The sequence below is a fragment of the Paenibacillus harenae DSM 16969 genome (assembly GCF_000422465.1).
GTDB classification, from domain to species: Bacteria; Bacillota; Bacilli; order Paenibacillales; family Paenibacillaceae; genus Pristimantibacillus; species Pristimantibacillus harenae.
This window is the reverse complement of sequence record NZ_KE383846.1, coordinates 120299-135174: the sequence shown is the minus strand read 5'-3', so window position 1 is coordinate 135174 and position 14876 is coordinate 120299. Positions and strand designations below refer to the sequence as shown.

Below are 14876 nucleotides of genomic sequence, written 5' to 3'. Positions count from 1 at the left end.
AAAATTTAGTAAGAGAGGATCATGATGAGAAAATTTTCGATTGCAGCCGCCGCGATGATCGCCCTTGCTTTATTGCCGTGCACGAGCGGAGCAGCGACTGCGGACTTTAAAGACGTACCGGATACAAGTCCCTATTTCGCTTATATTCACGACTTGAAGACGCTTGGCATAGTGGACGGAATCGCCGAAGGGATTTACGGTCCGAAACAGACGCTAACCCGCGCCCAATTTGCCAAATTCGTCTCCGTCGCTTTTCAGCTGAAGGACCAAGGAGGAACCGCGCCCTTCCCGGATATCCGGGATCACTGGGCAGCCGCCTATATACGTGCCGCCTATCAGGCGGGCATCGTTAACGGCACTACCGATACGACTTTTTCACCGAATGAGCCGGTCAAACGCGAAGAAGCTTCTGTTATGGTATGGCGGTATGCCAAAAAACAGGGTCTCGCTCCGGGCAGCGCGCTGCATTTCAAGGATAAGCCGGATACCTGGGCGGCGGAAGGAATCAGCGGCATTATTGCTCACGGCTGGTACGGTCCGGACGTTACCCAAGATTCCGGCGTGTGGTCGTACCGGCCGCAGGACGAGATGACCCGTGAGGAAGCAGCCGCCTTAATCGACCTGTCGATAAAAGAGGTTCCCGGGAGTCTGTCGGCGCCCGCGGCGCCGGGGCCTTCCGCAGGCCTTTACGATCCGCTCGAAAGCTTCAAACTGATGACGGGCCGCGTGAATATGTACATCGCTACGGACCATCCCGCTTACTTCGGCAGCGATGCGAAACGGATGGCACGAACGTCGACGTCGCCGGGAAGCATCGTTTACCATACGAAATACGATATCGCTTCTGTGCTCTTTTACAGCTACTTTTTTACCAAAATTGAACTGGAAAAGAGCAAAGTGTTCGCCTCGGCGGACGGGAAAACGTATCGGGAAATACCGGTCAAAACCTATCCGGTCGGCAATCCTTCGGCCGATTGGCAGCAGTACGCCACTGAAGCTTCTTCGCTGCCGGCAGGGATGCGTTATCTGAAAATCGTGCTGTACGGAGCTGCCAAATCGTGGTCGCCGCAGCTTTCCAGGGTATCGATCAATCGAAGCACCGCTTCCGTCGACGTCAAGTCGACCCGCAGCGCCGAATCGCTTCAGGTCGAGCTGTCTTCGGCGACCCAAGGGGCCCGAATCTATTACCGCAAGGACAACTCCCCTGAGTTTCAGCTCTACACCGGGCCGTTCCAGCTTACGGGGTACAGCTTGCTCGAAACCTATGCCGCCAAGGATGGCATGGATCGGAGTCCAATCCGCAAGTATACGCTTAACGCAAGCAATAAAATTCAAGTGGACAGGTTCGGTCAAATGATATCGGCTAATTTTCCAGGGAAGGTGACAACCGAGCAGCAGCTGAAAGCGGATGCTAAAGCAGACGCCTCCTATTACGCCGGTTTAACACCTCCTTCAAGACGGGACCGTTTCGGCGGTCTGGCAGGCAGTGCGGCAAAATACGGATTGCAAAAGAAGGGCTTTTTTACCATTCAGCAGACGGGAAGCCGCAAAGTGATGACTACACCGGATGGCAATCTCTTCTTTAGTTTAGGTGTGAACGGACTTACGGCCAATGAAACCTATACGATGGTTAAGGGGAGGGAGGAGTTGTTCGAATCGATTCCGTCTTATCTTGAGGAATATAAGACAGCTTTTACAGGAGGGTCCGATAATTTTTCGTTCTATTTGGCGAACAAATACCGGAAAACAGGGGTCGTTCCAACCGAGCATGCGATCTATTCGGAAGCGGCCGGGCGAATCAAAAAATGGGGATTTAACAGTGCGGGGGGCTATTCACCTGACAAATACCGCAATGAGAACAACTTGCCTTACGTAAGGATGCTTCCGCTTGGCAGCATGAGCTGGGCTAAGATAAACGGAATTTCGCTATTCGATATTTTTGCGCCGGATGCGGCAGCCAAGATCGATTTGGCGTTTGCCAAAGCAGTTAAGCCGAGCAAGGACGATCCGATGCTGATCGGGTATTTCATCGACAACGAATACGATTACCACAAGTTTTATTCCCATGTGCCGAAGCTGAAGGCAAGTGAAGCGGCGATCAAAGGACATTGGGTTAAAAGGCTGAAGGATAAATATCAAGACATAGACAAATTCAACAGCAATTGGGGAACAAGCTTCGAATCCTTTGAAGACTTGAAAGAAGCGGAACTGCCGATCGAGACATCGCAGGCTTGGCGCGATATGGACGCCTTTTTCAGGTACTATCTGGATACGTTCTTCGGAACGGTCTCGCGGATCTACCGCAAATATGATCCTAATCATCTTCTTCTCGGAGACCGCTGGTTAACGACACCGTTCCATAATGAGAAGTTTCGGAGCGTGATGGCAGAGGTGGAAGGGAAATACGTAGATGTCATCAGTATCAACCACTACAGTTACAAGCTACAACCCGATCTTCTGGAAGATGTATACAAGAAATCGGGCGGCAAACCGATTCTGATTAGCGAATTCGGTTACAGTACAACGGAACAAGGATTGGAGTCTCTCCTTCCAAATGCGGCAATGAACCAGACCCAGAGGGGTCTGCGTTACCGGAATTATGTGGAGGGGGCAGCCAGTCTGGACTACATTGTGGGCGCGCATGTGTTCAATTATGTGGATCAAGCAGGTCTCGGAAGATATTGGCAGGGCGTTTGGGGAGAACGCTATAACTCGGGCCTTGTGAATGTCGCCGACCGTCCTTATAAGGAATACTTGAATGAGATCATGGCGACCAACTACGACATCTACAAGGTCCTGCTCGGGGAACGGCCAAAGTTCTATTACGATTTCAGCCAAAAATAAAGCGTGATGCGCAGAAAGACCGCCGGGATTGGCGGTCTTACTAATCGCCAGATCCGGGAGGAGAAATCGTGAAGAGACACGATTTCTTACTCGACAGCATGTACGAATGCGGCGTAACTGTATAAAAAATAAAGATACAAATGGTAAAAATTATGCGATAATAGATTCAATATGTATCTAGCAGGACTATTTTCGCGGACGGCATCTATATTCGGGCGTGCAAAGCTTTCGCGCTTCAGGTGTATAACGGTTTGCTCCGCAGCAGCGGCTCCGGAATGGTCATCGACAAGTCTCCTCGTTATTATTACTCGCGAACTTCTGGATAGCATGTCGCTCGAAATGAATCCGGCTGATTCGGGCTATCCGTCATTTCCTTCTATAAGAAAGTCAAACCGTATCCATTAAGAAAGTCAATCAGTCAATCCGTATACCTTTTTCCTATTTCAAATCCATGGAGGATGTTGAACATGACAGGTTTAAGATTTGCAGGTCATCGAAAGAATGGATTGAAAAAGCTCGCCGCACTTCTGCTCACGGCCGTACTCGTTTTACAGACATTCGGCTCAACCGCTCACGCAATCGAAATGGCCGGGGAATTTTCGTTTGAGAACGAGTATTACTATCCGGGAGAGTCCAATGGTTCGATCGTATTGACGGTCTATCGCTATGGCGAGTTGGAAGGCGAGGTTACCGTCGATTATACGACATCGGATGGTTCCGCATCGGGCGGCAGCGACTATGGGAGCGTCTCAGGTACGCTGACTTTCGCTGCCAGACAATGGAAGCAGTCGATCTCGATTGCGATCAACGACGATAGCGAAATTGAAGGTGACGAGGACTTTCTCGTTGTATTGAGCAACCCGACCAATGGTTCGGTGCTTGGAAACTATACCGATGTCACCGTTACGATTGCCGATAACGATGATACGGCATCGGATTCGCCGGGCGAGCTTTCGTTTGTTGAGACCGGCTATACGGTTGAAGAAGGAGACGGCATTGTCAGGCTGTCCATCAGCCGGACGAACGGATCGGCCGGAGATGTGACGGTTAATTACCATACCGCCGGCGGGACCGCGACGCGAGGAACGGATTTTGACCAAACGGCCGGAACGCTTGAATTTCATACCGGTGAAACGTCGGCGGATATCGAAATCCCGATCGTAAATGACATGGAGGGTGAAGACGAAACGGAGACGTTCACGATCGAACTGGCGACTCCGACAGGCGGCGCGTCGATCGGGAATGGCACCGCGACAATCACGATCAAAGATGACGACGGAATGCTGCCGTATAAACCGGGTGAGTTTACGATCGAACAGAGCGATTACACGATTACGGAGGATGGCTATCGGGTAAAGTTGAACGTGCTCCGCGAGAATGGCTCGGATGGTTCTGCGAGGGTTGATTATGCAACGGAAGGCGTTACGGCCGAAGGAGGCAGCGACTATTTGGAAGCTGCAGGCCAGCTGATTTTCAATCCCGGCGATACGCTAGCCGCGGTTGAAGTCGAAGTGGTGAATGATAAGCGGTATGAAGGCAACGAATCGTTTAACGTCATCCTCAGCAATCCGACAAGCCATGCAAAGCTCGGTTCGAATACAACCGCGAATGTGACGATTATAGACAACGATCCGGCCAGCCATCCGAACCAACCAGGCTTTCAGCTTTCCGATTCGAAAACGTATCATGCCGGTGAAACCAAATATGAATATTCGTTATATTACGGGTACATTTCGTCCTCCGGGCAAGAGTTGAGCGGATCTTGGAGCGCCCCTGAAGGTTGCCAAGGAGTCGTTACGGTATCCATGATTTCGCCGGAAGGGGAAGATTATGACCTTAGTCTGGAGACCGCGGGCAGGGGTAACCGATTGCCGGTAGATACGAAGTTACTCAAGGGTGGTACCGAGTACAGTGCTGCCGAGGTGCCCGGAGGTTACAAAGCGGAATGGAGAGTTAAGGGACATACGGGCAATGATTATAGTCCGGAGAAGAAAGTTTTCGTCTATGTGAGCATCAAATACGTCAATCACTGAAGATATTGCTATGTTTACATAACATAACGGCCGCGGGGGTCTCCCCCGCGGCCTTCTTTGCATACGCGACAAGACTGGACGCAGATCCTCGGGCCTCCAGAAGCCTTTCCTTCATGAGGTCCCTCCCTCTCTTCGAACAGCCGAATGACTCAATCTTTGAAAATGACTTCGGCTTGAATCAATATTTTCTCATAGCTGGTTTTCGGATTCAGGATGCGCCACAGCAGTTGATCGACCGCGCGCTTGCCTAGCAGCTCCTTGTCGATATTGACGGTAGCCCAGATCGGAAGATCGGGATGCGTATTGTCGAAGCCAGAACAGACCGGGCGTTCGGAAAGCGGGATTTTCATCTGATCGAACTGGAAGAAACAACTCGCTACCTGTATATCATTGATGCAAATGAAAGCTTCAGGCAATCCGTGCTGCCTGATTGCGATCGGGAACTTTTCATGAAATGAATCTATCTCCGGACCAATAAGCTCTGGAATTTGCTTAAGCTCTATGTCGTGATCCTCAAGCGTAGCGCGGAAGCTCATATAACGTTCATAGAAGCTTGGCGCATCCTTTATGTTCCCGACAAATTGGAAGTTGCGATAGCCTTTACGTATCGCCGCCGTCGTAATTTCCCGTATGCTGGAAATATTATCAGCGAAAATAGAGTCGCTCTTGAATGCCGGGTCGTAATGGTCGACCATCATGACAGGGATACCAAGACGTTTAATTTCAAGCAGGATCGACGTTGAAATTGAGCCGACCGTAATGATGCCCATGATGGCTTCCGGATTGAGCAGAGAGAACACGGAGTCGTCCTTCGGCTCGGTCAACGTAAGGATGTTGATCCCCTTCTGATCGAGACGGGTGGAAATCCCGTTAATAATCGGCCCCCAGTAGAGAGATTCCGTATTTTGATAGCGAATATTCGGGAACAGCACGAGGACGGTACCCGACCAGTTGCGCGTGTTGAGATCGTTCAGCTCGGTCGATTCAGATGCATGAGGCAATTCCTTGAAATAGCCGAGCTGTGCCGCAGCTTTCAAAATGCTTTCGCGTGTCTGGGGGCTGACGCCGGATTTGCCGGATAAGCCGCGGGAAACGGCGAATTTGGATAACCCGGTGTAGTCGGCGATAGCTTGAATGGTCACTTTACCTTTCACGACATCATCCTACTTTGGTTAGTTTAGTTGGTTGGTTTTGTTAGATAACAATAATCATTTTAACGGATTGAGCGAGCAAGTAAAACCTTCTTTTTAGTTGAAAGAGAGGTCATGCGACAACGTTTAGTTCATTCACCAAAAACCAAACAAACATGTTTCGCGAATCTAGTCGCGAATCTAGCATAACAAAACACTTTATCTTCCGTTTTGTTATTTTTGTTTTGTTATTTAAGATAGCACCAAACGGCACAATGCACAAGGGGGAAAAGCTATAAGAATAAGTATACTACGCAATTTCTTATATAGAATTAGTAAAACAACAAAAAAAATAATTGACCGTTTTGGAAAACGATGCTAGAGTTTGTTATGTGATTAAAAACATTTTCGATAACAAAAGAAAGGTGGATGTCCTAACAAATAAATGAAATGCGAATTTTTTTTAAATCAGCTTTGCAAGCGCTTTATTTATAAGTATTTCGCTTGCTTGGACGAACGCTGATGAGTACCAACTGATGAACAATAAAATTGGGAGGTTCTGCGATGAGAAAGATGAAAGGGTTTTCAATTTTAGTATTGTGTTTCATGTTTATGTTGACGGCTTGCAGCGGCGGCAATAACGGCAACAATGAGGCGACAACGCCTCCGGCAAGCGACGCGACGAACGCTCCGGCAGAGGCGACGGATGCTCCGGCCGAGGCGGTCGATATGGGCGGACGCGTTATTAAGGCAGCGGCTTGGTGGGACTTGAAGCCGGCCGGCAACACGGCTTCCGAGAAAGCGCGCCTTGAGAAAATCGCAGAAGTCGAGAAGAAATACAATGTCAAAATTGAATTCGTAAACGTACCTTTTGAAGAATATATGCCAAAATTCACGGCATCCGTGCTTGGCGGCGAGCCGTTCGCCGACATCGTCCAAATGGAATACAAGTCGGCATTGCCAGCTATTCTGAAAGGCCAACTGCTAAAAGTGAGCGAATACACGACGGCAGCCAATAACATTAACAACGAAGCGAACCTGATCATGAAGACGGCTCCGATCGCGGGCGATGAGTACGGCTTCGACAGTCCGTTCACGGGCGGCGTAGGCTTGCATTACAACCGCGACCTGTTCCAGAAGCTTGGCCTTCCCGATCCGAAAGAGCTGTACGAAAGCGGTCAATGGAACTGGGATAAATTCCTGGAAATTGCGAAGCTTGCAACAAAAGACAACGACAACGACGGCAAGATCGATACTTACGGATTTTCCGGTTGGGCGCTGGACGTGTTCCGCAACTTCGCTTATGCGAACGGCGGATTCGTCGTTGACGAAGCAGCGAAGACACAAGGCTTCACGGATCCGAAAACGATCGAAGCGGCAGAATTCGTTAACCGCATGTATAACGTAGATAAAGTCGTTCGTATTAAAGGCAGCAACAAAACGGCTTGGGATGAATACAACACGTTCAAAGACGGCGATGTTGCCATGTTTATTACGGCGGCATGGAACCTTGGCGGCTTGACGTTTGATCTTGGCGTCGTTCCGATACCGACAGGACCCCAGGGCGATCCTGCAATCACGTTCGCGGACACGGCTGCATCCGGGAAATTTATCCCGAAAGGCGTAAAAGACCCGCAGCTGGTTTATCAAATTTTCGAAGAAACGTTCGATATCCCGCAAACGGAGGAATTCCCGGCTCAAGAATGGCTGGAAGGCATCTATACGCATGAGGATGACATCTTGATTACGCGCGATTATATTAACGGAACCGGCAAAGTGCTGCTCGACGATTCGTTCCCTGAATTCCCTACGGGCTTGTTCGTAGAGGACATCATCGTGGGCAACCAGTCGGTTACGGCGACTGCCGAGAAAGTTAAGCCGCTTGCCGAAGCATCCATTGCGAAGCTGGGCCAATAATAGAAGCATTCAATAGGGCGTAACGGTGGGGGATGTCGGGTGCGACCTCCCCCGCCGTTATGAATAAAGCCTAAGGAGGACCTCTGGTGATAAGCAATATGCGGCTTACTCATTTAGCTGGAAAGATAGTGCTCGCTGTAATGGCGTCAATCATCGTGCTGCCGATCGGAACAACCTTGGGAACGAATGCAAGCCCAGACGTCGCATCATCGGACGAACAGGCCCAAAGCAGCGTCGCCAAGCAATCGGCTTACAATGAACGAAGATATACGCAATATTTGTCCGAATTCGAAGGAGAAGCCAGGCCGAAGCAAGAGATTGTGCTGGAAGCGGCAGATTACAGCCGCACCGATGGAGACGGCTTCGAGAAGCTGGAGCAGTTCGAGGGAATGAACGGAATATCGCTGATGACGGGGGAATCCGGCATGGTGGAATGGAGCGTTCAGATTGCCGAAGCAGGGCTGTACAATCTGTCATTGCTCTATTATCCGGTAGAAGGGAAGAGCTCGGCGATTGAACGTTCGCTTACGATCGACGGAGAGCGACCGTTCCGGGAAGCGGCCTTCCTGCAATTCGACCGCATTTGGAGCAATCAGAAGGAAGAGATCGTGAGAGATAATCAAGGCAACGAGCTGCGCCCGAAGCAGATCGAGAAGCCGAGATGGAGCGAGAAGCTGTTCCAAGACTCCGACGGTTATGAGAACGAGCCTTTCCTATTTTACTTATCGCAAGGAACACATACGATTGCCCTGGAATCGACCCGGGAGCCTATGGTAATAAAGCAATTGAAAATTTTACAGCAGACGACGCCATTGCCTTATGAAGATAGGGTTAAGCAGTATGACGCTGACGGCGTAAAGCCGACTGCGGGCAAGCTGATTACAATTGAAGGGGAAGCGTCGACCGCCAAATCCTCGCCTACCTTGTATCCTTTGAGCGAACGTTCAAGTGCTGCGGTATATCCATACAGTGCTTCAAAAATAAATATCAACACGATCGGCGGCTACAACTGGCGTCTGCCGGGCCAATGGATGGAATGGGAAGTCGACGTTCCGGAGACGGGCCTCTACAAGATTGCCTTCAAGTCGCAGCAAAACTACGTAAGGGGCATCTATTCAACCCGCAGGCTGACGATTGACGGCGAAGTGCCGTTCAAGGAAATGGAGAAGGTCGCTTTCCGTTATAAGGGCGGCTATCGCATGGATGTTATGGGCGGCGACGAGCCGTATCTGTACAGCCTTGAGAAAGGCAAGCATACGATTCGGATGGAAGTCAGCCTAGGCGAATTCGCTCCGCTCATCCGCGAGGTGGAAGAGAGCCTTTATAACCTCAACGACATGTATCGCAAAATATTAATGATTACGGGCACGAAGCCGGATGAATTCCGCGACTATCAGCTTGATAAGAAAATTGACAACCTGCTTGAGGTATTCGTTGCAGAGAGCGAAAGGCTGAAGCGTATTTCGAAGCAATTAGTTGCTCTCTCCGGCCAATCGGGCGATCAGGAAGCGCTGCTTAAGACGATGGCGCTGCAGCTTGACGAGATGATCGACAAACCCGAGAGCGTATCGAAGCGACTCACCGCTTACAAGACGAATACGGGCGGTCTCGGTACTTGGGTGCAGCAGGCGAGACAGCAGCCGCTGGAATTCGATGCGATCTATATCGCTTCGCCAGACAAGAAGTTTCCGAAGAAGGGCATGAGCTTCTTCTCGAAGGTAAAGCATGAAGCTTCGACCTTCATGTATTCCTTCTTCACCGATTACAACCAAATCGGCAACGTAACGGATAAGTCGGATCAACGTTCCGTAACGGTATGGATCGGAAGCGGCCGTGACCAAGCGAACACGATCAAAGCGATGATTGACGAGACGTTCACATCGGCTACCGGCATTAATGTCAATTTGAAGCTGGTCAATATGAGCACGCTGCTTCCGGCGACGCTGGCCGGTCAAGGTCCCGACGTGGCGATGCAGATCGAGAACGATATTCCCGTCAACTATGCGATGAGGAGCGCGTCCGTCGACTTGACGCAATTCGCCGACTTTAATGAAGTAAAGGATCGTTTCCGTTCAAGCGCGCTTGTGCCGTACAGCTATCAAAGCGGTGTCTATGCGCTGCCGGAGACGCAGACGTTCAATATGCTCTTCTACCGCAAGGACGTGCTTGAAGAGCTGGAGCTTGAGGTTCCGAAGACATGGGATGACGTATCCAATCTTCTAGCCGTTCTTAGCAAAAACCATATGCAATTCGGCTTGCCGGTCGTTGCCCAAGCAGCCGTTCAAGGCCAGAATATTCCGCCGAACTCCATGTATGCAACACTGCTCTTCCAGAATGGCGGTCAGTTCTACCGTAACGACGGCAATGAGTCCGACTTGGATTCACGGATTGGAATAGAGACGTTCAAGCAGTGGACGGAGTTCTATACCGACTATAAGCTGGAGCGCGAATACGACTTCGCCAATCGCTTCCGTACCGGACAGATGCCGATCGGCATCGCCGACTATACGACGTATAACCAGCTTTCCGTATTTGCGCCGGAAATCCGCGGCATGTGGGGCTTCGCTCCTGTGCCGGGTACGGTTCGGAAGGACGGTGCGATCGACCGTACCGTACCGAGCGGCGGCAGCGGCGTCGTCATGTTGAACGCGGCCGAAGATAAGGATGCGGCATGGGAGTTCATGAAATGGTGGACGAGCGAAACGACGCAAACGACGTTCGGCCGCGAGATGGAAGGGCTCATGGGCGCGGCGGCCCGTTATCCGACCGCGAATATTAAAGCGCTCGACAGCCTGCCATGGCCGGTTGCCGATTACGAGAACTTGAAAGAGCAGTTCGAATCCGTGAAGGGCGTGCCGGAAGTGCCGGGCGGCTACTTCACGGGCCGTCATCTATTCAACGCTTTCTATAAGTCGGTCGTCGGCTCTGTAGAAGCGCGCGAGTCGATTATGGACTACGTCCAATACATGCATGACGAAATTCGCACGAAACGGAAAGAGTTCGGACTACCGCAATAAGGGGAGGGTTAAGCGTGCAAAATTGGTTGAGCCTGAAATTGCGGGAAGCGAAAGCCAATAAGCATTCGTATATTTTGCTGGCGCCGTACATGCTGCTGTTCACGATATTTACGGTATTGCCGGTCTTGATTTCGATTGTTCTGAGCTTTACGTACTTTAATATGCTGGAATTTCCGAGATTCATCGGCTGGCAGAACTATACGCGGCTGTTTCTCGAAGACGACGTCTTCCTGATCGCGGTCAAGAATACGATTTTATTCGCCGTCATCACCGGGCCGATAAGCTACATTGCCTGCTTCGTATTCGCCTGGATTATCAATGAACTGTCGCCGAAGCTGAGAGCTGTCATGACGCTCGTATTCTACGCGCCGTCGATCTCCGGCAACGTTTTCTTCATCTGGCTGATGATCTTCTCCGGCGACCGTTACGGTATCGCGAACGGCTTGCTCATTAAGCTCGGCATTATTCTCGAGCCGCTGCAATGGCTGAAGACGGAAGCATACGTGCTGCCGATCATCATTCTTGTACAGCTGTGGCTGAGTCTCGGTACGGGCTTCCTTGCCTTCATCGCGGGATTGCAAACGGTTGACGGCACGCTGTACGAGGCTGGCGCGGTCGACGGAATCAAGAACCGCTGGCAGGAGCTGTGGTATATTACGCTGCCTTCCATGCGTCCGCAGCTCATGTTCGGCGCGGTTATTCAACTGACCGCGGCGTTCGCCGTCGCCGACGTATCGATTGCGCTTGCGGGTTTCCCGAGCGTCAACTACGCGGCGGAGACGATCGTTACGCATCTGATCGACTACGGCACGACAAGGTTCGAGATGGGCTTTGCTTCCTCCATTGCGACGGTGCTGTTCATGATTATGGTCGGAACGAACATCCTGGTACAAAAACTTCTTCGTAAGGTGGGTGAATGAGCTGATGACGTTCTCATTTCGACTTCGCAAGAAGCGGGTCAACCGCTCGTTCTTGGGCAGCTTCTCGCTATTTGCACTGTTGACTTTATTCGGCGCATTCATGATCCTGCCGCTTGTCTATGCCGTCAACAACGCATTCAAGCCGCTGGATGAAATCTTTATGTTCCCGCCGACGTTGTTCGTTCGCAACCCGACGATGAACAACTTTGTTGACTTGATCAACTTGCTCGGCAACTCGTGGGTACCGTTCTCCAGATATATTTTCAACACGGTATTCATAACGGGCATGGGCATTATCGGGCATGTGCTGCTGGCGTCGGCCGCCGCATACCCGCTTGCCAAGCACCGGTTTCCGGGTAAAGGCTTCATGTTCACGATCGTTGTCCTATCGCTAATGTTCACGCCGGCCGTAACGGCCATCCCAACGTATATGATCATGTCGTGGATCGGACTTATCGACACGTATTGGGCGGTTATTATTCCGGCGTTCTCTTACTCGCTCGGCTTATATCTAATGAAGCAATTCATGGAGCAAATACCGGACGTGCTGCTTGAGGCGGCCAAGATCGACGGCGCGAGCGAGTATCGCATCTTCTGGAGCATCGTCATGCCGAACGTGAAGCCGGCGTGGCTAACGCTCATAATCTTGCTGTTCCAGATTCTATGGGGCAGCGACGGCAACGGGTTCATCTACAGCGAGCAGCTGAAGTCGCTGCACTTCGCGGCGAATCAGATCGTGCAGGGCGGTATCGCCCGAGCTGGAGCGGCGGCAGCCGTGGCGCTCATTCTCATGAGCGTGCCGATTACGCTGTTCGTATTCTCGCAGAGCCGCATTATCGAGACCATGGCTACTTCAGGAATGAAGGATTAAGGAGGGACGGCACTTGACAGCGAAAAAATGGTTTCTCGTAGTCGCGGCGGCTTCCCTACTGTTCATTAATGCAACGCCCGCGCCGGCGTACGCATCGTCTACGCCTTATGAGAGCTACAATTACAACTATTGGGAAGAAGCCGTTCCCGCTCCGGCGGCTTACGTGCCCGATCGCGTCATATCCGGCAAGGAACTTGGTGTTGGCGACTTCGTCGAACCGGCCGATATGGTCGTGGACGACAACGGACTTATCCATGTGGTGGACAGCGGCAACAACCGTATCGTCCGCATCGACGAGAAGTGGCAGGTTCAAGACATCATTGACGGCTTCAGCAATGACGGCAAACGGGACGGCTTTAAGAACCCGACGGGCATGTACGTAGACGGAGACGGCATGATGTACATTGCCGATACGGATAACGGGCGAGTCGTCGTCTTGGATAAGGACGGCAGCTTGGTCCGATTCATCGAGAAGCCGAATTCCGATATATTGGCGAGCGACTTCAAATTCGCGCCGCTTAAGGTAACGGTTGATAAGGCGAAGCGCGTTTTCGTCATCGCCCAAGGGATGTTCGAGGGCATTATGCAATTCGACCCGGACGGCGAGTTCATCGGCTTCGTAGGAACGAATAAAGTACAGCGCGATTATACGGAGTTCTTCTGGAGGCTATTCTCGACGAAAGCGCAGAAGGCGCAGATGATTCTGTTCATCCCGACCGAGTTCTCTAATATCGATATCGACGCCAAAGGGTTCGTCTACGCGACGAACATCGACCCCGGCTCGCAGGAGCCGGTCAAGCGGCTTAACCCTTCCGGCGAGGATGTGCTGAAGCGTTACGGCTACTTTCATGTTAAGGGCGATATTTTGTACCGTCTTTCCGTAGGCCCTTCGAAGCTGATCGACGTGAAGGTGCAGAATGACGGCATGTACAGCGTACTCGATTCCAATCAAGGCAAAATATTTACTTACAACGATGAGGGAGACCTGCTCTACGTCTACGGCGGCAAGAGCAATCAGGCGGGTACGTTCAAGACGCCGGTCGCCATCGAAAGCGTTGGCGGCAATCACCTTGTGCTCGATAGGGGTAAAAGCAACATCGTCGCCTTCAAGCCGACGAAGTTCGGTTCGAAGGTTAACGAAGCGGTCATGCTGCACCATAACGGCGAAGACAAGCAGGCCGTGCCGGTATGGGAAGAAGTGCTTCGTTTGAATGCCAATTACGACATTGCCTACATCGGTATCGGCAAGTCGCTGCTGATGGAGAAGCGGAACAAGGAAGCGCTCCAATATTTCAAGCTCGGCATGGACCGCGATGGCTATTCGGTTGCCTACAAGCGTTATCGCCGGGAATTCATGAAGGAGCACTTCGGCAATTTCTTATCGGTGCTCGTAGCGCTCGCGGCGTCATGGTTCGCATTCAAGCTCTATCGTGCGGTTAGCCGCAAGCGCAAGCATAAGCTGAACCGTCCGTCCGGCAGCGGCGCACAGAACATAGGGGAGGGCAAAGCGCTATGAAGCAGGATTTTATCAAGTTTCCGCTGCATCTGATCGTGCATCCGTTCGACGGCTTCTGGGATATGAAATACGACGGCAAAGGCAAGGTGCGCGTCGCTTTGTTCATCCTGGCTCTCGTCGTTCTAACGGTCATTTTGCAAAATCAATTCGCGGGCTTTCTCGTCAACTATAACGATCCGAGGTATTTGAACAGCTTGACGCAGCTCATCACAATCGTATTTCCGTTTTTCTTATGGTGCGTCTCGAACTGGGCCATTACGACGCTCATGGACGGCGAAGGAAAATTCAAGGAAATCGTCATGGCAACCGGGTACGCGCTGCTGCCGCTCGTGCTGATCTATGTGCCGATGACGATAGCGAGCCGCTTCATGGTGCAGGAAGAGACGGCCTTTTACTACTTGTTCCATTCGATCTCGACGATATGGTTCATTGGCTTGCTGTTCGTAGGCACGATGACCGTCCACCAATATTCGGCGTTTAAGACGATCGTAACGATGGCGCTGACCGTTATCGTCATGGGCATAATCGTGTTCCTTGGCACGCTCGTCATGAGCATGATGCAGCAAATCATTGAATTTATCGTGAACATTTACCGGGAACTTACTTTCCGTACGTAAAGGAGGCCGCA

Annotated in this window: 9 protein-coding genes; 8 read left to right on the top strand and 1 reads right to left on the bottom strand. The window is 51.3% G+C overall.

Annotated features, from left to right (window positions below):
- The first annotated feature begins 21 nt into the window (after positions 1-21).
- On the top strand, positions 22-2844 hold the full coding sequence (locus H581_RS36010; RefSeq protein ID WP_084134887.1) for an S-layer homology domain-containing protein: 2823 nt from the start codon (positions 22-24) through the stop codon (positions 2842-2844).
- Positions 2845-3311: 467 nt separating this feature from the next.
- Complete coding sequence (locus tag H581_RS36005; RefSeq protein WP_051251498.1) at positions 3312-4877, top strand: Calx-beta domain-containing protein; 1566 nt, start codon at positions 3312-3314, stop codon at positions 4875-4877.
- A gap of 149 nt (positions 4878-5026) precedes the next feature.
- On the opposite strand, the gene H581_RS0131090 is transcribed toward H581_RS36005, so the two are convergent.
- Positions 5027-6031 carry a LacI family DNA-binding transcriptional regulator gene (locus H581_RS0131090; RefSeq protein WP_029192655.1) on the bottom strand — a complete coding sequence of 335 codons (1005 nt, stop codon included), beginning with the start codon at positions 6029-6031 and terminating at the stop codon, positions 5027-5029.
- A gap of 540 nt (positions 6032-6571) precedes the next feature.
- On the opposite strand from H581_RS0131090, the gene H581_RS0131085 reads away from it, so the two are divergent.
- The 6 genes from H581_RS0131085 (at position 6572) to H581_RS0131060 (ending at position 14865) form a co-directional block, all read left to right on the top strand.
- A complete protein-coding gene (locus H581_RS0131085; protein WP_029192654.1) occupies positions 6572-7924 on the top strand; it encodes an ABC transporter substrate-binding protein in 1353 nt (450 codons plus the stop codon).
- Positions 7925-8064: 140 nt separating this feature from the next.
- Entirely contained in the window at positions 8065-10941 is a 2877-nt protein-coding gene (locus H581_RS0131080; RefSeq protein ID WP_425414677.1) for an extracellular solute-binding protein, read from the top strand.
- Positions 10942-10955: 14 nt separating this feature from the next.
- Positions 10956-11861 carry a carbohydrate ABC transporter permease gene (locus H581_RS0131075; protein WP_245600212.1) on the top strand — a complete coding sequence of 302 codons (906 nt, stop codon included), beginning with the start codon at positions 10956-10958 and terminating at the stop codon, positions 11859-11861.
- Between the two features lie 4 nt (positions 11862-11865).
- The gene (locus tag H581_RS0131070) at positions 11866-12732 is read left to right on the top strand and encodes a carbohydrate ABC transporter permease (RefSeq protein ID WP_029192651.1); all 867 of its coding nucleotides are present in this window, start codon (positions 11866-11868) and stop codon (positions 12730-12732) included.
- Between the two features lie 13 nt (positions 12733-12745).
- Positions 12746-14248, top strand: coding sequence for an NHL repeat-containing protein (locus tag H581_RS36000; RefSeq protein ID WP_051251497.1), 1503 nt, complete (start codon positions 12746-12748; stop codon positions 14246-14248).
- A complete protein-coding gene (locus H581_RS0131060) occupies positions 14245-14865 on the top strand; it encodes a Yip1 family protein (protein ID WP_029192650.1) in 621 nt (206 codons plus the stop codon). Before H581_RS36000 ends, H581_RS0131060 begins: the two co-directional genes overlap by 4 nt.
- Positions 14866-14876 lie beyond the last annotated feature (11 nt).

Bases quoted from the DNA above. Each gene is read 5' to 3' on its own strand.
- H581_RS36010 (WP_084134887.1), top strand. From the start codon at position 22: ATGATGAGAAAATTTTCGATTGCAGCCGCCGCGATGATCGCCCTTGCT.
- H581_RS36005 (WP_051251498.1), top strand. From the start codon at position 3,312: ATGACAGGTTTAAGATTTGCAGGTCATCGAAAGAATGGATTGAAAAAG.
- H581_RS0131085 (WP_029192654.1), top strand. From the start codon at position 6,572: ATGAGAAAGATGAAAGGGTTTTCAATTTTAGTATTGTGTTTCATGTTT.
- H581_RS0131080 (WP_425414677.1), top strand. From the start codon at position 8,065: ATGGCGTCAATCATCGTGCTGCCGATCGGAACAACCTTGGGAACGAAT.
- H581_RS0131070 (WP_029192651.1), top strand. From the start codon at position 11,866: ATGACGTTCTCATTTCGACTTCGCAAGAAGCGGGTCAACCGCTCGTTC.
- H581_RS0131060 (WP_029192650.1), top strand. From the start codon at position 14,245: ATGAAGCAGGATTTTATCAAGTTTCCGCTGCATCTGATCGTGCATCCG.